Consider the following 18,218-nt stretch of genomic DNA (forward strand, 5'->3'; position numbering starts at 1 on the left):
CGGGAACGGTCCGCTGAAAGGCGCGGCGGTGCGGCCGATGGCACGCACCGCCGTTCCCGTCCTCAACGCTCGAAAGTCCAGATCATGATCACCTCGCGTTCGGCCGCCCGTTCCGTGCTCGCATTCCTTATCCTCGCCTCCGGGCCCGCCACCGCCGCCAGTGTTTCGGCGGGCCGGGCCGCGGCCGGGATGTGCGCGACCTGCCACGGCCAGAACGGAATCGCGGTCGCGCCGGATGCGCCGAACCTTGCCGGCATGAGTCCGATCTACACCGCGGCGCAGCTGAAGGCCTTCAAGTCCGGCGCGCGCCAGCACCAGCAGATGTCGATCATCGCCGAGGGACTGAGCGACGAGGAGATCGCCGATCTCGCCGCCTGGTATGCCGCCATCGAGGTGACGGCGACGCTGCCAGAAAACTGAGCGGCCTCGGTTCAAGCGTGAAAGGTCGATCGGGCCGTCAAGCGGTTCGCTCCTTCCGGTTGCAGGATTCGAAGCGGGCTGTTTGACAAGCAGGCTCCGCATTTATAGGTCTCGCTCTTGGAGCGCGATAGCATTCGATCGGATCGAACGCCGCGCTTGCCAGACTTTGTTCCGCAGGATGCGCGCGGAAAACCGGTACCCGCTTTTTCTCATCCTGTTTACGACAACACCGAAGTGAAGATCTTTCATCATGTCCCACACGACACCCATACCCGGACAGCCTGCGCCAAGCCTCACGGTCGAGGCGCTTGGCGGAAAGGCGATCGACATCGCCGCCGACAGGCCGAAGAACTTCACGGTGGTTTTCTTCTATCGCGGTCTCCACTGTCCGATCTGCCGCAAGCAGCTGGAAGAGCTGAACGAGAAGCTCGACGCCTTCGACGAGATCGGCGTCACGGCGCACGTGGTATCGATGGACGAGAAGGAACGCGCCGAGAAGCAGAAGGCAGAATGGTCGATCGGCAATCTCTCGATCGGCTTTGGGCTCACCGAGAAGAGCGCCCGCGAATGGGGCCTGTTCATGTCGCAGAAGGAGCAGGATGCCGAGCCGGATCGGTTTGCCGAACCCGGGATCGCGGTGATTAAGCCCGACGGGACGCTCTACTCGCTGCATCTGCAGAACGTTCCGTTCGCCCGTCCGACGATCGATGGGCTTGTCGAGGGTCTCTCGTTCATTATCGAGAACGATTACCCGATCAGGGGCAAGCTTGCTGCATAAGTTCGGCGGGGACTGGTCGTCGCCATTGCGATCCTCGATCGCCTCCTTCATCACCCGAGCGTCATCACGATTCGCGGTAATAGCTACCAGCTTCGCGAAAAGCGCCGCTTCGGCTTAATCCAGTTTGAAGTTCGTTCTGGCCGATCGTGTTATGACCATGACCCGTCTCAAAATGCAGAGCCTCTTAGGCCTGCTTGCGCCGCTTAACGGCAAAAGCTCCGGTAGTTGCGAACCTTTAGTGGGGGCACCCACCCTAATGTTCATCCTCGCGCCTGCGCCGCGCCGGAGCCTTCGTGAGAGGTTTCCACCGATGGTGTGAAGCTGATCAGGTCGCCGAGGGTATCAAGGAACTCCTGATTCCTTCCTTCATCTTCGCCCGCGCGCACCTTGGTTGAATGCCAGATTTCCCGGCATTTAGACGAGGAAAGGCGGAACCTGCGCGGGGATCATGACGGGTATGGGGGAAATCACCATACCCTGACTGGCAGGCAGGTTATGGGCGTCCTGATGTTCGCGCGTGAGATGCGCAAACTCGAATCGTGCAGGTGGGGGTGCCCCCACTAGCTTTCATTTCGCTCCTGCGCGCGAGATGCGATGCCTTATCAAGGTAGGGGCGGACCCACTTTGATAGTTTCGCCGGGAGCCCGTGGCGATGTGAGACATGAAACTTCCGATAAGTGCCCGCCCGAAGTCGCCTGAACCTTAACATTCTCTAACATTTGAGAACTCACGCGAGCGATCTAGGTCGAGGCATCACGGAAATCGTGACACCTTCGGCCCGCGCTGAAGATCACAGGAAACTGCTACCGGTACCGGTAGCTGTTTTGCATTCCAGTAAAGAAATTTCCGTCCAAGTTGGACCTAAAAGGGACACCACCAGACCTACTAGGGTCGTCCCTACCTAGTTCGCATCGAACAAAAAGGGCGGTCGCCCGCCATCTAGTCTGCCGCCGCAACCTACTGTCGGCACCGTCGCTAGGTCTTGCCAGCCATTTCCGGGGCGATCCACTCCGCTACCGTCGCCAGACCATCGCCGATCCGCGCCACGATCAAGCCCGCCGTGAGGAAGGCGAGAGCAATGCAAAGCCTGCCCATGTAGGGGAATGGCGGGACGCAGGGCCTCCGCGCCCATAGGCAAGCGCGGAGGATGATGACGCGGGCGAGTGTCACGAACGCGCCTTGTCGAGCTGGTTTTGTGCGGCCTCCGCGACATGGGCGAGGGCATTCATCTGGACTGAATCGAGGCCCATCCCCTGCGCCATGAGGATCACGGCTTCCATCAGGTTATACGCGGTGTCGATGGCGTCCTGCCGATCAAGGTCGCACGTCTCCTTCGCAAGAGTGAACGATCCCAGGAAGCGTTCCAGCTCGCCTTCGTTGTCGCGCAGAGTGTCGAGAACGTTCCGGTGTTTCAGCACGAAGTGAGCCTTCGTCATGATGTCTTCGAGGTTTTGGCATGGTGCCGACTGCCACGCGGAAGTCATGGCGTCATAGCGATCCATGATCGCCGGCATGGCGCCATTTGGTGCATCGGGCGTTCCGGACGCAATGTGAGCCTCATAGAGCGCCGTGCGCTCGGCGATCAGGTCGGCGATCGTCTTCGTTGACTTAGACATTGGCTTACTCCTCCTGCGCGTCGGCGAGAGCCTTCGTGATGATGTCGCGGGTTTTCCCCGTCAGACGGCCAGCGATCGAGCGCAGAACCGCGACCGCCATGCCATCAAGCTCGTATGGCTCTGGTTCTTCGAGGCTTCTTGTGCTGCGAAGGCCGAGGAAAAGCCGGGCTCCGATGATGTCGAGGTTTCCGGTTCTATCACCGTGATGCACGAACCACGTTTCGTCCTCATTCATGCGGTCGAACAAGTCGTTGATCTGCTCATCGATGCGATAAATTCCGGCCTTCCGATGCTCAGCTTCCTGCTCTCGCCTTCGTGCGATCCATTGCCGAGCAATTTCGTGCGCACGGACCTTTGCTTGAACGCGATGCGAGTGCCCGACTGGAAGATGACTTTCTAGGAGAAGCGCTCTCTTGAAGATGTTGCGAAGAGGGTATCGGATGGTTCGATAGACGCCCCGCCCGTCAGGAGGCGTGGCGTCCTTGATTTCCGGCCAGTACGATAGCCGACCCACGCGCTCGCCGTCGCTGTCCATGGTGTCGAGGCCGGGCTTCGCCCATGCCGGCAGAGTGGAAACCGCGCCGGCCCTTTCTTCATTGAACCGTGCGATCTCAGCCTCGAAGAACATGACGCGCTCCAGACGGTCGCCGGCCTCTGTCGAGATAGCGTCGGCAGTCCAAGCCATCGCGGGAACGGTCGAGACGACAAGAGCCGTCGAGGTGGATGCGAGGAAGGCGCGACGGGACAAAGCTTCGCCGGCAACGCCGATAGGGGCGAGTTTCATGGTGATCTCCATTTTGAGGGGTGGGGAAAGGTGGGTGGCGCCTACGCCGCGAGAGCGTGCGGGCCTTGTCGATCGTCGGCTTCTGCGATCTCGGCTTCGATCAGTTCGAGAACGTCACCGATCGCCGCGCAGTAACCGTGAGCGCGATCCGTAATGCAGGCCGTGTCGGGAGCGCCGAGACAGTTGACGGCTTCCCATAGGGCTCGAAGGGCTTCGCGGTTCATCGTCCCGGCCCTCACGCTGCCAGCCCCGCCATGCGGAGCGATGCGCCCTGCTTGAACGGCATCGTGGACCAGTAGAGGGCTTCGTTCTCGGCGGGCGTCAGGGGGCGCGAAACGGTTTCCGCATCATGGCGAGCGGCGTCGGCGAGATAGGCCTCGATGCGGGCTTTAGTGCCATCGGCTTCACGGATCTTGCGGTTCCGAACGATGCTCCATGCCCGCTTGAGCGAGCGCCCGAACAGATCGCCGCGAAACCCGTCCGTCGCACGGAAGCCCATTGAGAAGCGGTTTTCCCGGTAGTGAGCCCATGCCATGCGCATGATCTCGGCGCGGTCGGTGGTGGTGAAAGTGACGATCATCGAATAACGGTCTCGTTTTTTTGGTCTCGTTATCCTTTTTGTATTACACCTTATCCCTTTTGTAAACCTATTGGGCTATTAAAATATCCAGAAAGTGTCGTATGTTGGGCTCATAGGTTTTTGAAGCGAGGCAAAATGATAGATGAAAATCAAATGCGAGGGGCACGTGGCCTTATCGGGTGGTCTCAATCCGAGCTTGCTGAAGCTTCTGGCTTGTCTCTTCCGACTATCAAGCGGATGGAAAAGCTCGGCCCTGGCAGAAGCTCTGGCGACAACGTGCAAGCCGTTCGGGTTGCGCTGGAAAGAGCCGGTGTGATTTTCATCGAAAGCAACGGTGAAGGTGCAGGGGTCCGGCTTCGGAAGGATCGCACCTGATGGCCGTTCAGGCGTCGTCCAAATTGGACATCGCGAAGTTCGCCAAGGTTCATTCCTTGATGAATGGCGGCGCGACCGATGGGGAGCGATCGGCGGCCCGAGCCCGCGCCGAGGCGATGGCCTCAAAGGCGGGCATGACGCTGAAGCAGGCGGTGTCCAGTTTGGACGCTCAGCCAAAGGCACAGCCCTTCAACTTCTTCGAGGGCTTCGATGACTGGATGGAAGAGAAGGAGCCCGGCTGGAAGGCACAGAAAGCGCGAGAGAAGGCCGAACGGAAGTCCCGTGATGATATTTGCCGGGAAGAGGTCTTGGCCCGCTACGGTTCTGAGGAAGCGCTTTTCGCCCGAACCGAACAGGAAGCCGCGCTTGATAAGGCGATAGAGCCGCTGGCAACCTGGGAATACTGGACCGACGACGACGGAACGCGGCATCGCTTCCCGAAGACAATGGACGGGAAAACGCCGAAGTTCGGTACTTGGTACTTCGAAGACATCACGCCTGCCATCCGGGAAGCAGTCACGAACGCCTATCCATGGCCGTCCAATTTGGACGCGGCATTGAAAGAGGTGAAGGCTTGGGAACGGCTGCGCCGGGACCGTGCTTTGTTTTCGGGTGGTGAGTGGAGCCATTACCCTGAGGTCGAATGCCGCTTCGCATTGCTGGAAAAGGAATTGAACGAAGGTCGCCCGGCAACGTCGTGGTCTGACATCCAGGCTCGCTTTGATTGGAAGCGCTATGAGTTCGAGCGGGAGTGGATCGACCCAACTGAACGCAAAGATCCGTTTCTCGATCGCCTCGAAGCCGATTTTGCCAACTTGCGGAAGGCCTACGCCGAACGGCAGACGGAGAAGCGTTCAGTGCCAACAACGAACGCACAGAAGCGCGCGGCCGTCCTGTCCATGTTGGACACCCATCCCGAACTTTCCGATCGCGAGATTGCACGCCGCATTGGCGTCAGCCCTCAGACGGTGAACACGTGGCGCCGGAAACGGAATGCTACTAATTCGGAGGCGACAACGCCGTGAGTTTGAAAAATCCGCAGATCACGCTCGGCTCTGAGGCAAGCCTAATTGCCCCTTCGAATTTATCAGATTTTCAATTCGAGCGTGCCGACTGGACCCTGTTCCGGTCGATCAACACCCTGCCCCAGAAGGCGGGCGTGCCGGTTTCGCAGCTTCGAAGGCTGGTTCTAAAGGAGCTTGCCGATAATGCACTCGACGCCGGCGGGAACGTCAGGGTCCGTAAACTGGATGACACGGGCGATCGATGGGCAATTGAGGACGATGGCCCCGGCATAGATCCGGCCATTGTCCCTCACCTGTTCAGCATCAACCGCCCGCTCGCATCCTCGAAGCTTCGCCGGATGCCCACGCGTGGCGCGATGGGCAACGGGCTTCGTGTGGTGGCGGGAAGCGTGATCGCGTCCAGTGGGGCGCTTGAAGTCCGCACACGCAACACACGCCTCGTCTTGAAGCCTCAGGACGATGGATCGACCATTGCCAAGGCCGAGCCCTGCGACCACGCCACGGGTACAACGATCGAGATCACCTTCGGCGCGGATATGCCTAAAGATGAAATTCGTCATCCGGAGATTTGGGCGAATAGAGCTGCGAGGCTCAATGTCGGGGAGTCGTACGGCGGGCGATCATCGCCGTACTGGTACGATCGAGACTCCTTCTACGAACTTCTTCAGGCTGCCGGGGATCGCACAGTTCGCGATCTCATAGCCGAATTTGACGGTTGCAGTGGCGCTAAGGCTGGCAAGGTAGCGGCCGCCTTCAAAGGACGGTCCTGCGCATCGATGACCCGTGATGATGCTGCAAACCTTCATGATGCCGCTCGCGCTGCCTCCGCCCCGGTAAATCCCAAACGTCTTGGCTTGGTTGGTGATGTTTACGGCTTCCCGACAGCTCACGCCGTCGAGCGAGGAGAATTCCAAACCGGGGCGAGAGAACCAACGGCTCTTCTGCCGTTCGTGGTCGAAGCTTGGGTAGGAGCCAAGAACGAGTCCGGTATGACCACGGCTTTTACCGTGAACAGAACTCCGATCGCCGGCAATGTTCGGGCGTACCGAGAGAAGGGGAAGATCGAACTATATGGGTGCGGCTTGTCCCATGAGATCGAATCCCCAGGCAAAGGCTTGGCGATTTATCTGAATGTCACCACGCCCTATTGCCCGATCACCACGGACGGCAAGGAACCGGATCTGGAGCCTTTCGCCTTCGCGATCATGAAGGCCGTGAAGGACGCGGCGAGGCGCGCCAAGAAAGCACTTCCGAAGGTAGCCGCATCAGATCGGATAACGGCGAAGTCGGTCGTTCTGGATAACGTGCAAGAGGCTGTTGAAAAGGCGAGCGGCGGCGGCCTCTACCGGTTCAACCAGCGTCAGCTTTTCTATGTGCTTCGCCCTGCCGTGATCGCCGCGACCGGTGCCGAACTCTCCTACAAGAATTTCGAAGGTATCATCACCGATTACGAGACTGAAAACGGTGACGTTCCGGGCATGTATCGAGATCCAAGAGGGACGCTCTACCACCCGCACGAAGGTCGGACGATTCCGCTTGGAACCCTTGCGGTCGAGGATTACGAACGCCCTTCGTGGACCTTCAACAAGGTGCTCTACATCGAGAAGGAAGGCCCCTTCGAGGCTCTGAAGTCGGCGAAATGGCCCGAGCGCCACGACTGCGCGTTGCTGACGAGCAAGGGCTACACGACGCGGGCGGTGAAGGATCTTCTCGACCTCCTCGACGCCGATGGCGAGCCTATCACGGTGTTCTGCATTCATGACGCCGACGCCGCTGGCACAATGATCTATCAAACCCTTCAGGAAGAGACGCGAGCACGTCCGACACGGCGCACCGTGGAAATCGTCAATCTTGGCCTCGACCCATGGGAAGCGATCGATATGGGCCTTGAGATCGAGCGGATAGACGCTCGTGATCGGAAAGGCGCCGTCGCTCGATATGTGGTTGACCGCCCAGATGGTTCGGAGTGGCAAAGATGGCTTATGGCGCAGCGCATCGAGTTGAACGCGATGACGACGCCGCAGTTCATTGAATGGCTTGACGGCAAGATGGCGGCGCACGAGGGCGAGAAGGTCGTCCCGCCTGTCGAAGTAATTAAAAGCGAAATGCGCGATCGGACGGCAGACCATGTTCGGCGCGATATTACCGAACGGGTCCTTCGTGAGGCCCGGATCGACCAGCAAGTCAGATCGGCGCTCGAAGGCATTGAAGAGCCCGACGCCGCCGCTCTATCCGACGCCACCCGCCAATGGCTTTCGAACCATCGTTCTGAGCCATGGCGCACCTTCGTCGATGCCGAGGCGCGAAAGGCCGCGAGCCGCTGACCCCGGTTTCAGTGCGTACGGTGTGACCAGTGAAAAATATGGCTGATGCAATGGCAAAGGATGGCTCGATATATCCTGATGGCACCCTTGGCCAGCTTCGTTCGATCGGCGGGACCATCAAGGCGACATGCCATCCGTGCGGCCGCGATACCTGGCTCGATCTCGACAGGATGACGCATGACGAGCTTCGCCGGCCCTACGTCGGCAGAAAACCGCGATGCACCCGGTGCGGAGAGCCCGGTGGATGGTTGGTCTGGGGGAAGCTTCCAGCCTCTTCCAGGGGCACGCCGTACCGTTCGAAGCGGGCACGCCGTGTGTCGGAGTAACGGGGGTGTTCGTGGGGTTTCGCACGCACGACGTGAGGCGCTTCAGACAAAAGGTATGGGGGAAGTCACCATACCCTCAACCGGCTGGGCTCCCCCATCTATGGGGGAAATCGCCACGGTTGCCGAGCTGTCGTTCTGCCGGGTTTCATCTCGAACACGTGTGCGAGGTGCGATCCAGCAATTTTGCCACCAAGTACGCGCGCGCGTGCGCGCGAGGGACGATCTGGGTATCAAGGAAATCTTGATCCCTTCGAACCATGGAATAGACATTTGTCCGGGCGCGGGCAGCGAGGAGTTAGAAACCGAAGCGCATAAACGCACAAAGTCGGGCTGATTCCAAACCGCCTATTTTTTGTCGAACCCCCTGCGATACATGGATTTTTAGCCCTGATCCGACTACGGCTTTTCGGCCATCCGGTCCGCATCTTCGATTGAGGAAGCGGGTCAAACTTAGCGTCAAAGCGGGAACCCGATTTCCCCTTGCTAGCCAGCGCTTTCAAGCCGATTTACCCACGAAACCCGGCTAAAGCGGGAACCGGAAGTTGAGGGCGCCCATAGGCATTGCCCTCATGGCAACAGCCCTTGCGGGCGCCGCACCTTGTTCATCGAGCGTGAATGTCCTGGCCGAGATCAGCCCATCACTTCCCGCACGATCGCGCGGTTCTCGCGCAAAACGTCGTTCGCCGCTTTCCGCCGCGCGACGAACTCGGCCGATCGCAGACCATGCTTCAGGTTGTTCTGAGAGCCCTTCGGCGGTCCAGACGACTTCCCGCCGTGCATACGGCATCGACCATTCGCCATAGCCGGCGATCGGCATGCGAAGCCAGTGGTGCGCGCGTAGGCGCAGCATCGAGGAGCCGCGTGCATGGGGTTAGGCGTCATGTTTGACGAACTCCCCCCGGGTGGCCAGCGATGCGACATCGAACGGCTGATCTGCGCATTGGGTCAGCGCTGCGGGTGCCGTCGAGGATGACGACGAACCTCGCTCATCCGCCCCGACATTCCCGACGATGGCCTGTCCCCCGTCGTAGACGTTCACATGCTCCACCCGAACCGTCTGCTGGCCTTTGCCTCGGTGCTTGTCGAGCGCATGGACGAGCGTGGTGTAGGAACGCGTCAGCTTGTTCGCCTGCGCAAGGTTCATCTCCCGCCCTTGCATCGGTTGCTCCGGGAGCATGGCACGCCGGAAGCACTCCATCGAAGCATTGTGAGTGGCGACCATCTGCGCTGCGAGCATGCCCTCGATGGCGTCTTTCGGGGCGATGTTCATCATGGCGCCGGCTGCGCTGCCGACGAGCATGTTGTATGTCTCAGGGTCTGGTGACGCCCCCAACCAGACTGAATTGAACGCCTGGTTCAGCGTTACCGTGTTAAAGGCTTCACTCGTTGTTCCAGCAAACGCCTTGTGCTTCGCGTCCGGGGAGTCAACGAGCCGCAATAGGCCTTTCTCGGCCTTCTCCGATGTCTGACGCGTGGCGGCTTTTTTGGCTGTAGCCCGTTTCGTGTCGGTCAATTCATCACCTCGTCTTTTCCATGAAGGAATGGCCGGATCGCTTCCTCCAGATCGCGTATGCGGGTTCTCAGGTCCTCGTCGCTCAATTCGCCCAGATCGCTCACGTTGACGTTCAGGTCGCGGGGCAGGAGGCTTGCAATGACCTTGATGTAGACGTCCGGCTTTTCCTCTCGAACGGTCTTGATGACCTCGATGCTGTGTTCGTGAAAGTCGGCCGCCAGCGCTTCGAGGAATGCCTCGCTGAGCTTGTTTCGCGCACCCTTGGGGCGGCCGCTCGGATTACCGGACCGACCAGGCTGGAACTTGAGATCGTCGCGCAGATGGGCCGGCTGTTTCTCGGCTGTATTATCAGCCCCATGCCCTGCGCGTGTCAGTGCGTTGTTCATGCCAGTTTCCTTCAGATGAACACGAAGACAGCGACCGCCAGCATGGAGGCCGCTGTCAGCGCTGCCGGCAGGGCGGCGCGGATACGATCGCCGATCCTCAAGGGCGAGCCCCCGTCCGACGATCACCGGTCCGTGGTAGATCGCTCCGGCGAAGTGGATCGGTGGAGACAGCCACCGTGGGAACAGCCGACTGGCGGTAGAGCCGGGCTAGCACGTTCATCAGCCCTTCCTCCTGCTTCGGTGTGCCTGCCTTCGACAGCAGCACCCGAGCGCGGCCGGGATTGAGGAGGGCGTCGGCAATGAGGTCGTCCACCTTTTCGAGCCCCTGCCGTCGCATTTCAGCGATGACACCGGCCCCAACCGCACCAGCCGCCGCACCGAAGCCGCCACCGACCGCAAAGCCTGCACCCGCACCCGCGCCAGGCGCGCCCATGCTGGCAATGACTTTCGCCAGAACCGTCTTGCCGCTGTCTTCCTTCTGCACCTGCATCAGGTCCTGTGCGGTGTTCGAGCCGCCCGGGTTCTTCACGGATGCCACGGAGCGGTTCGCCCGCTGCAAATCTTCGGCCACCCGCCCCATGAGGGTCAGTTCGTCATCGGAGAAGCCCGCCGTGCGCAGGGCCGATCGGTTTTGCTTTACGAAGGTTTGGAAACCGTCCGACTTGACCGTTCCCACACCTGACGTGCCGGCCTCGGTGTTCCCGACGAACCTTGTGGTGATGTGATCCACGATCGCTTTGCGGAGCCCGGCCTCGGCGTCTGCATCGCCTTGGATAGCGCTCCGGAGTTGGGCCATGCGCTTCACGGTATCCTGTGCGCCGAAGATGCGTCCGATCGTGCTCGTCACGTCGTCCGGATGATCGACGCCGACGAACTTGCCGAGGACACTTCGTTGCGCTTCATCGAGTGCCGTTTTCCGCTGTCGGGCAACCGTTGCCATGGCGTCGGACGCGGTGGCCGCATCTGCGAATTGGGCGTCTAGGTCGGGAAACGCACGGAGCGCGTCAGCGTGGACCCGCCGCCATGCTGTGACCTTCGCCGGATCGAGGGTTCCGTCATCGCGCAGCGCAGCCTGACGAAGGCGATCGGTCGCAAAGTCCCTGAGAGCGGTAAAGGCTTCATCGTCGCCGACCGCATTTCGGTAGGTCTGGATTGTCTCGAAGCCTCTTGCCCCCGGCACGAACACGCGCCCGGGCACGGCCGAGGCGGGGACGTCATAAGGTGCGTTTTGTGCGGGACGGCGACGGAGCGGGCCGAGCTGGCGATTGTCGAAGGTGCCGGCGCGTTCACGGGTGGCCGTGGTGGCAGCCGTCAGGCGCTCTCGGGCGGCTTCGTCGAAGTTGGGTTGGGGTTCTGAGCCCGCCAGTCGCGGATCGCGTGAAGCTGCTCTAAATTCCCCTCGCGCTTGGCGACCTGCTCCGCGTACGCCAGGAACGGAAGCCTGTCCGCCGGCTCCATATCCGCCAGGAATGCCTCCACCGTCTGCACTCCGAGCTGTCGCCTGTCGATCGGCAAACCATACCTCTTGCTGTTTTTGAAGGTTCGCGAAAAGGGTCTCGCTGATCTCCATTTGCCCTGCGGCGACCGCATCGGCTTCCTGCGCCACCTTCGTAGAGATAGCAGCAGACAGATCGTCCTCCAATGCCCCTCGCAGCATCGACAGTCTGCGATAAGTGCGCGTCTCGCCGTTCGTCCGGCGCTCGATCTTGAGGGCATCGCTCAACCGGGACCGCATGGCCGCAATGTCGGAGAACGGGGCGACTTCGCCCAGGTTGCCGATCGCCGAGAAGATGTCGGCCTCTTCACCTGAGGGCCGTCGCTCTGTGGAAGGCATGCTCTCCAGCACCTTCAAAGCCTGGGCTCGCAACTTGCTCGCAGGCGCCATCAGCGTGCCGTCTGGATCGACCGCTTGCCATAGCGTGGACTCGGAAGCCTTTGCCTGTGCCCTTGCGGCCTCCAGGGAGCCCCGTAGAACGTCGCCAGCGTCTTCCGGGCTCCGACCTTGCCCTATCGCGTTCGTGCGCGTCCTGGCGGCCTCTGTGGCCTCGTCGAGCATTGATTGTGTCGCCTCGTCGATCTGCGCCAATCGAGCCCGAACCGCGCCGGCTACCTGCTCCGGAGCGCCAACCTTCTGAACGCCCGTCACCGCATCGACCCGCGCGGCATTCTGTGTCGCACGACGTTCGCCGAAACGGCCGGGATATTTCGTCGCCGCACCCCGCTCCAGTTCACCGATGCCCATGTCACCCGTTGCCTGGAACGTCGTCGGCTTCGAGCCGGGCACGAGATCCGGAATGTCCTGATCAAGCATTTCTCGAAGCGCTTCGGGATCGCGTGCGGCATTGCGAATGCGGCCTCCGGCGATCTGCTCCCGCCCACCCGCACTCATCGGGAGAGCGAAGTTGCGAGCGGCGCGTGATCCCTCTCGGGCGATACCCGGCACCGTGCCCGCCATTGCTGCAATCCCGCCACCGACAAGACCGCCGGCAAGACCCGCAACCGGCTTCCATTCTTCCGGGGCGTTTTCCATTGCGGCCATCGAGGAGCCACCCGCAACACCACCGACACCGGCGTTCGCCGCAACGCTGCCGACGCTGCCCGTGCCTCCGGCCAACTTGGTGGCGGTATCGAGTGCCTTGCCCGACAATTGTCCGCCACGACTGAGCGCACCGACCGCCCCGGCCGGGGCAACCGTGTAGCCGACGCCTTGCCCGACACCTCGGGCGATCCTGTCTCCCTCGGTCGCCGCGATCGTGTTCTGTGGATCGAGCGCCGGGCTCACCGAGCCAAGCGTCTCGCCGATCCATCGAGAGCCCATGAAGCTGTCATCCGGCAGTTGCCCGATCTCGGTGCCGGTCGCCGCGTTGACTCCCTGAATACCGAGGTTGATTGCTCCACGCACAGCATCAACCGGAGCGCCGAGGGTGCCATAGAGCCCTTCGTTGATGCCCGCCGTCACGTTCATGGCCATGCCGCTAGACTGCGGGGATGATTCGTTTTCGCTCGCCGATCTTGGCGGGCTTACCCTCATCCGTTTGATTTCGGTTGCAAGACGACGGGCGGCTTGTTCGTCGCCGGCATTGTGAGCATTGCGGAGGGCTGTTCCGAGTTGGTCAAGCGTTGCCATGGGTCAGCCTCCATACCGGCGAACAAGGTCGTCGATCTCCGGATCGCTTCCCTGCTGATAAGGGTCTGCCGGCGCGGTGCCAGGAGAAGAACCAGTCTCCGCCCCAGCCCGACCGCCACGCCCACGCATGGCCATCTCCTTCGTAGAATTGAGATAGTCGGTCAGGCTATCGAGCTTGGTCGTCATGGATTGCGCGTTGTCTGTGTAGGTCGGCAGATACCGGCGAGCCCGTTCCTCGGCCTCGCTCATGTTCATGCCTGCGCCCGTCAGCATTCTGACAAGAGCCTCAACACCGTATTCCAGTTCGCGGTGTATTTCGGCCTGTGGGCTCAACTGATTGTTTCGCGCATTAAAGACATCGTATGGGCCGCTGGCCCCGCCAGAAGCCAACTTTTCGCGCAGCGCGGGTGCCCGCTTTAGAAACTTGTCCGCAAGCCCGATGCGCGCCGCCAGCTCCCCGGAGATCTGTTCGCCGGGGCCGCCCGGGATCGGCATGATGGCGCCGGGAGTCTCCGGATCAGGCTGGAAACCGGAAGGCATCTTCGCTCCAGCCGGGCCTCCGATCTGAATCTCGCCGTTAGCTCCGATTGTGATGCCGTTAGATGGCACCTTCTGACCACCGAATGGCTCCCAAGCTTGGGTGGCCGGATTGAACACGACCTTTTCCGGTTGACCTGTTTTCTCGTTATATCGCTCGGCAATCTTCGGCGGCTCCGTTCCGCCGTTCTGCCTCTTCAGAGCCTCTTTGACCGCCTCGGCCGTCATCGAGGGGTTGGCTTTCGCAAACTCCGCGAGTTTGGGGTCTACCGTGTACAGCCATGCAACCGACTGGTTGTTCTGCGAAGTCGCTTTCAGTTCCTCTTGCTGGTTCAACTGATGCTCCAGCAGCATCTTGGCGGCTTGCGGGTTCTGAGCGAACGTCGCGGCTTGTTCGGCCGACATGCCCATCTGCCCAAGAGCGCTTTCGAACGTTCGAGTTTGCGCCGCCTGCTGATCGCGTTCCTGACGCTGGTCCGTGAAGTTGGAGTAGTGTTCTCCGAACCCGGCCAGGGGCGAATTGCTGGGCGACGACATCAGGGACATCCCGATTGCTCGAAGAGCGTCACCGACCGCCGGTTCGTTCAGAAACCCTCCGATGCCTCCCTGTTTCGGGGCCGGCTCTTCACCCAGAGCCATCGCGCCGACATTGCCAAGGCCCACGCCCCGAGAAGGATATCCTGCCATCATTTCCCCGCTTGAAAATTCGCGTGTGTAGCCGCCCGATGGGCTGTCGCCCACGGAGTCCATATTTTCGAACAGACCGCGTGCGGTCCGTCTGCGTGCTTCCGCTTCGCCGCCAGGGCGATCGTATCCAGCGAACCGCCATGCGCCGTTCATAGCGTTCTGCGCCTCATCGACCGACGAGGCGTTATTCAGACGCTCGATCAGGCCGGGGTCTTCCTGCGCGAAATACAGTGCTTGCGTCTCAGGCGAGGGACGGTTCGGATTGTCGCCTTGAGCGCTTGCGAAGTTGCGGAGACCGTCAAGTCGCTCGGCTCGCCAAGACAGGATGCCGCCCGATGTTCCGGCCTGTCCGCGCTCGGACGGGTCGTTCCATGTGCCGTAAGCGTTGCCGGGGGAATAGCCGCTCTCGTGCTTCCCGGTCGCGGCTACGGCGGCCAACCCATATGGGTTCGTGAGGCCGGCGTTTTGAACTGTTCCGATGAACCGTTCGTAGATGTCGTTTGCCATGATAATCAGGCCCCCTTGAAGCTAGTAGAGCCCAGCTTTGCCGCCCGCGTTTGACTTTGCAGCATCCGAAGCACCGCGACCGCTGCCGCTTGAGTTTCGGCTGGTGCCGCTGGACCCTCTCGATGGTTTGCCGGGAATGCTAGGAGCCCCGAGGCCGGTACTGCCGTCACCTCGGAATGAAATTCCGCCGATGCCCCGGCCATAGCCATACGCACCGCCGAGGCCTTTGCCGTAGCCGTGGAACGAGCCCCTGCCTTCCGCTGCGTCTGCCATGGACACACTAGGGGGCGCGTCTTCGTCTCCGAAGAGGTTCCGCGCCACCATGTTGCCAATGATCGCGCCGGCTGGTCCTGCGACCGTGCCACCGAGTATCCCACCGATAACGCCAGCGCGGCCACCAAGGGCCGATCCAATTTGGCTTCCGATGGATGGGCTTTGCTGTGGCTGCGCTGTCTGCGTTGGCGTCGAGCGCTGCGGGGCAGTGGGCATCGATGGCAGGCCGAGGGCGGCCGTGCGGGGACCTTGCGTCTGTGGCTGCGCGGCGCGAGTAACGGCGCGGTCCGCTACGGATAACGGATCATTCATGCCGATCGGAGCCGTGGAAGGCCGTGCGGTTGGCGTCGGTACGTTCGTGGGCATGGCCGTGCGCTGCGGGGCGCTCATGGGCGTCGGCACGTTGCTCACAGGAGCCCGTGCAGGGCGTTGCGTGGGCATTGCGACCGATGCCACCCGCTGCATTGCCGTTGGCGCTGTGGGGCGCTGTGAGGGCATGGGAGCGCTAAAGCTCGGCGCCGCCTGCCTCTGTGGTGTCTGGAGCGCTGCGGTCCTCATAGGCGCATCGGTCGGATTCAGCGTGCCGAGGGATGGAAACCCACCGATGCGCTCGTTGACCGATGCCGGAAGGCCCGGAGTTGCCGTCATGGTCGCGGCGTTGGCCGGCGAGACCACTGCATCAGAGATTGCCCCGAGCAAACCGCGTGGCGCGGACTGTGGCGCAGGAACCGAACGGTTGGCAGTGGGCGCATATGGACCGTTGAGGGTCCCGAGCGACGGGAAGCCATCCATACGCTGCGAGACTGACGGACCGACCCGGCTAGATTTCGGCGCGGGTGCAGCTTGCGGCAGTGATGCCACCGACTGGCGAGAGAGCGGACCCATCGCCGGGGCGGCCATGCGATCATTGATGCCGCGCGCGAGGCTTGCCGTCGTCGGCGTCGGAACATTGCGCGGAACGTCTGAAAGCTGCGCTGGAACCTGCCCTGCGATCGTGCGGTAGCCCTGCGGCATGGAAGGCATGGCCTCGACCACCCGCGTCGGGCGCGATGTCGGAGCCGGAACACCACGGGCAGGAACGCCTGCGGCTAGATTATCGAGCGCCGCGACCGCGCCAATCTGCCGATCCGGTGCGAAAGCCTGAACGGGCATGTCGGGAACAGGTGCGCGGGCGACGACCTGCTCGTCAGGGAAGCCGATCATCCTGTCCCGAATGGACATCGGCAGGTTTGCCATGCGTGGCGCGGGAACCTGTGTCCGGTCCGAGATTACGCCCGGCTCGATCTTCGGGAGATCCGCGACCTGCCTGCCGGGGATCGGCACGTTGGCGATCTGCGGAACGTCAGGAACCTTGATGCCGGGGATACGTCCGAACACGTGCGGGCCGATCCGCTCCACGCCGACCATTTTGCCGCCCCATGTGGGGGCCGATCTCTTGCCTCTGGATTCAGCCAGCATCCCATCGGGCGAATAGTAGTGGGTCGCATCCGGAACCGTGGGCTGGATGTCGCCGCGCGCATAGCCTTCGACTACGGCGTCAATCGCTTTCTTGCTGCCTTGGTAGTTGGCTCGCGCAGTTGCCCTGCGGTCGGCGTCGTTCCACGTCGAGAACTGCATCGGCTGTCTGACGACATCGGTTCGATCATCGTATTTGGCTTTGTTCGCGCGCCCGAAGGCTTTCGGCGTCTGTGCCTGGTAGCGATTCTCGATGACGCCGAGAATGTTCGCGGCTTCTTCCGTGGTTTCCGGAGCACCCCATGGCGAATAGCGCTGGTCGATCTCGCCCGCGAGCGTCAGGCCCAGATCGTATTTTTCGGAAGCGGTGAGCTGCGGCATCAGTGCACCGGATCGTTCGGGGTTGGGCTAGCAAGGCGAGTGATCAGGGATCGGAAAGCTTCCCTTCCAACTTCGCCGCACAAGCGCGCCACGTCGTCAGGCATGCCCATGTGCCGAACGCCTCCTTCGATCGCGCCGACGACCATTGCTTCGCGCAGGTCAACATTCGACAGCATCAACGAAGGGTCGATTTCGAAAATCGAAGTTGCGGCTTGAAGGGCGAAATCCTGAGCGTCTTCGTATAGTGCGCCGATCGGATCGATGATTGGGTCAACTCTCGGAGCGGCCTCCATCAAGCCGCCCTCGCCGAAGGGGCGGCGTCGAGGCGAGCGGCCGCAAGACGGGCGGCCAGTGCTTCGCGGACAACTTCACCAGGACGCTTTCCTTCAGCCTCTGCGAGCTGCGCTAGAGCGCTGGAAGTGCCTGGGGCGGCGCGGAACTGAATCTGTTCAGGGAAACGGGACATTCGGCTTCTCCTCGCTATTCGGTAGTCATGAGACTACGCCGCGAGGGACTGCTGGAACGGATATCGAATGCAGTGATGAACGGTAAATCGTTGTACGCAGCGGTGCGCCGCTATCAGGCGGCTGTCGATCGCTTCGCTTCGTTCTCGATCCAATCCCGAAGGTCATCTTCGCGATAGAGAACACGACCTGCGATGCGGCACCATGACGGACCCTTGTCCACCGCCCGCCACTTCGTCAGCGTGACCGGTGACAGGCGCAGGGCGCACGCGGCTTGGTTCGTTGTCAGGAAACCAGCGAGGAGATCCGGCACCTGATTCAAGCCGCAGCGTCCCTCAGGCGATTGGCCTCGGAAATTGCTCTGCAAGCTTCAACTGCCGAGACGCCGAAGGTTCGCTTCAGATGGGGGATAATGGGCGATGGGATGACTGGTTGAGATACCAGCCAGGATGCCGCCTCGCCTACAGCTTCATTGCGCTCGTGATCGATTGCATCTGCCATATGAGAACCCTTCTGCCGTCCGGGGAATATAGCGAACATTAAAGGACTTTTGTAGCACTTTCATAGCTCTTGGATTATCCACCGAGCCGCCCCATCATGGGTGCATTCATGAAGAGGCCGGACCATACCCTTCACCATGCTTCGTGCGATCACGACGCA

The 18,218-nt window shown here is 61.4% G+C and carries 16 protein-coding genes and 1 pseudogene; 6 read left to right on the top strand and 11 right to left on the bottom strand.

Features of this window, described 5'->3' with window-relative positions; genetic code table 11:
• The 3 genes and pseudogenes from U0C82_RS18445 to U0C82_RS18455 all read left to right on the top strand — a co-directional run.
• Positions 1-420: c-type cytochrome (locus U0C82_RS18445; RefSeq protein WP_322189267.1), on the top strand; the 420-nt coding region annotated here is incomplete at its 5' end.
• A 250-nt stretch (positions 421-670) separates the two neighbouring features.
• Complete coding sequence (locus tag U0C82_RS18450; RefSeq protein WP_322189269.1) at positions 671-1,198, top strand: redoxin domain-containing protein; 528 nt, start codon at positions 671-673, stop codon at positions 1,196-1,198.
• A gap of 27 nt (positions 1,199-1,225) precedes the next feature.
• Positions 1,226-1,405, top strand: a pseudogene (locus U0C82_RS18455) (ATP-binding protein); the annotation flags it as partial.
• Between the two features lie 959 nt (positions 1,406-2,364).
• Here U0C82_RS18455 and U0C82_RS18460 read toward each other — a convergent pair.
• Genes U0C82_RS18460 through U0C82_RS18475 form a run of 4 tightly spaced genes read right to left on the bottom strand, consistent with a single transcriptional unit; the run spans position 2,365 to position 4,178 of the window.
• The gene (locus U0C82_RS18460) at positions 2,365-2,814 is read right to left on the bottom strand and encodes a hypothetical protein (protein ID WP_322189270.1); all 450 of its coding nucleotides are present in this window, start codon (positions 2,812-2,814) and stop codon (positions 2,365-2,367) included.
• A 4-nt stretch (positions 2,815-2,818) separates the two neighbouring features.
• Positions 2,819-3,598: a hypothetical protein gene (locus tag U0C82_RS18465; RefSeq protein WP_322189272.1), complete on the bottom strand. Its 780-nt coding sequence runs from the start codon at positions 3,596-3,598 to the stop codon at positions 2,819-2,821.
• A 41-nt stretch (positions 3,599-3,639) separates the two neighbouring features.
• Positions 3,640-3,822 carry a hypothetical protein gene (locus tag U0C82_RS18470; RefSeq protein ID WP_322189274.1) on the bottom strand — a complete coding sequence of 61 codons (183 nt, stop codon included), beginning with the start codon at positions 3,820-3,822 and terminating at the stop codon, positions 3,640-3,642.
• Between the two features lie 11 nt (positions 3,823-3,833).
• Positions 3,834-4,178 carry a hypothetical protein gene (locus tag U0C82_RS18475; protein WP_322189276.1) on the bottom strand — a complete coding sequence of 115 codons (345 nt, stop codon included), beginning with the start codon at positions 4,176-4,178 and terminating at the stop codon, positions 3,834-3,836.
• 153 nt (positions 4,179-4,331) lie between these two features.
• Here U0C82_RS18475 and U0C82_RS19000 point away from each other — a divergent pair, with 153 nt between their 5' ends.
• Genes U0C82_RS19000 through U0C82_RS18485 form a run of 3 tightly spaced genes read left to right on the top strand, consistent with a single transcriptional unit; the run spans position 4,332 to position 7,902 of the window.
• Entirely contained in the window at positions 4,332-4,553 is a 222-nt protein-coding gene (locus U0C82_RS19000) for a helix-turn-helix domain-containing protein (RefSeq protein WP_416186726.1), read from the top strand.
• Complete coding sequence (locus U0C82_RS18480) at positions 4,553-5,578, top strand: winged helix-turn-helix domain-containing protein (RefSeq protein ID WP_322189277.1); 1,026 nt, start codon at positions 4,553-4,555, stop codon at positions 5,576-5,578. Before U0C82_RS19000 ends, U0C82_RS18480 begins: the two co-directional genes overlap by 1 nt.
• Positions 5,575-7,902 (top strand): ATP-binding protein, encoded by a 2,328-nt coding sequence (locus U0C82_RS18485; RefSeq protein ID WP_322189279.1) that lies wholly within the window; start codon positions 5,575-5,577, stop codon positions 7,900-7,902. The genes U0C82_RS18480 and U0C82_RS18485 overlap by 4 nt, the downstream gene beginning before the upstream one ends.
• Before the next feature lie 1,197 nt (positions 7,903-9,099).
• Here the strand turns inward: U0C82_RS18485 and U0C82_RS18490 are convergent.
• The 7 genes from U0C82_RS18490 to U0C82_RS18520 form a co-directional block, all read right to left on the bottom strand.
• Positions 9,100-9,741, bottom strand: coding sequence for a hypothetical protein (locus tag U0C82_RS18490; protein WP_322189281.1), 642 nt, complete (start codon positions 9,739-9,741; stop codon positions 9,100-9,102).
• The gene (locus tag U0C82_RS18495; RefSeq protein WP_322189283.1) at positions 9,738-10,127 is read right to left on the bottom strand and encodes a DUF5681 domain-containing protein; all 390 of its coding nucleotides are present in this window, start codon (positions 10,125-10,127) and stop codon (positions 9,738-9,740) included. The genes U0C82_RS18490 and U0C82_RS18495 overlap by 4 nt, the downstream gene beginning before the upstream one ends.
• Positions 10,128-10,224: 97 nt before the next feature.
• Positions 10,225-13,254, bottom strand: a complete 3,030-nt coding sequence (locus U0C82_RS18500; protein ID WP_322189285.1) for a hypothetical protein — start codon at positions 13,252-13,254, stop codon at positions 10,225-10,227.
• A 3-nt stretch (positions 13,255-13,257) separates the two neighbouring features.
• On the bottom strand, positions 13,258-14,985 hold the full coding sequence (locus tag U0C82_RS18505; protein WP_322189286.1) for a phage tail tip lysozyme: 1,728 nt from the start codon (positions 14,983-14,985) through the stop codon (positions 13,258-13,260).
• Between the two features lie 21 nt (positions 14,986-15,006).
• Positions 15,007-17,094: a cell wall hydrolase gene (locus U0C82_RS18510; RefSeq protein ID WP_322189288.1), complete on the bottom strand. Its 2,088-nt coding sequence runs from the start codon at positions 17,092-17,094 to the stop codon at positions 15,007-15,009.
• A complete protein-coding gene (locus U0C82_RS18515; RefSeq protein ID WP_322189291.1) occupies positions 17,094-17,390 on the bottom strand; it encodes a hypothetical protein in 297 nt (98 codons plus the stop codon). The genes U0C82_RS18510 and U0C82_RS18515 overlap by 1 nt, the downstream gene beginning before the upstream one ends.
• A 283-nt stretch (positions 17,391-17,673) precedes the next feature.
• Entirely contained in the window at positions 17,674-17,871 is a 198-nt protein-coding gene (locus tag U0C82_RS18520) for a helix-turn-helix domain-containing protein (protein ID WP_322189310.1), read from the bottom strand.
• Positions 17,872-18,218 lie beyond the last annotated feature (347 nt).

Origin of the sequence: Fulvimarina uroteuthidis, assembly GCF_034321785.1 — a bacterium.
Classification (GTDB): domain Bacteria; phylum Pseudomonadota; class Alphaproteobacteria; order Rhizobiales; family Rhizobiaceae; genus Fulvimarina; species Fulvimarina uroteuthidis.

Coding starts and splice junctions, on each gene's coding strand:
- U0C82_RS18470 (WP_322189274.1), bottom strand. CDS start 3,822: ATGAACCGCGAAGCCCTTCGAGCCCTATGGGAAGCCGTCAACTGTCTC.
- U0C82_RS18510 (WP_322189288.1), bottom strand. CDS start 17,094: ATGCCGCAGCTCACCGCTTCCGAAAAATACGATCTGGGCCTGACGCTC.
- U0C82_RS18475 (WP_322189276.1), bottom strand. CDS start 4,178: ATGATCGTCACTTTCACCACCACCGACCGCGCCGAGATCATGCGCATG.
- U0C82_RS19000 (WP_416186726.1), top strand. CDS start 4,332: ATGCGAGGGGCACGTGGCCTTATCGGGTGGTCTCAATCCGAGCTTGCT.
- U0C82_RS18450 (WP_322189269.1), top strand. CDS start 671: ATGTCCCACACGACACCCATACCCGGACAGCCTGCGCCAAGCCTCACG.
- U0C82_RS18480 (WP_322189277.1), top strand. CDS start 4,553: ATGGCCGTTCAGGCGTCGTCCAAATTGGACATCGCGAAGTTCGCCAAG.
- U0C82_RS18500 (WP_322189285.1), bottom strand. CDS start 13,254: ATGGCAACGCTTGACCAACTCGGAACAGCCCTCCGCAATGCTCACAAT.
- U0C82_RS18460 (WP_322189270.1), bottom strand. CDS start 2,814: ATGTCTAAGTCAACGAAGACGATCGCCGACCTGATCGCCGAGCGCACG.
- U0C82_RS18505 (WP_322189286.1), bottom strand. CDS start 14,985: ATGGCAAACGACATCTACGAACGGTTCATCGGAACAGTTCAAAACGCC.
- U0C82_RS18465 (WP_322189272.1), bottom strand. CDS start 3,598: ATGAAACTCGCCCCTATCGGCGTTGCCGGCGAAGCTTTGTCCCGTCGC.
- U0C82_RS18495 (WP_322189283.1), bottom strand. CDS start 10,127: ATGAACAACGCACTGACACGCGCAGGGCATGGGGCTGATAATACAGCC.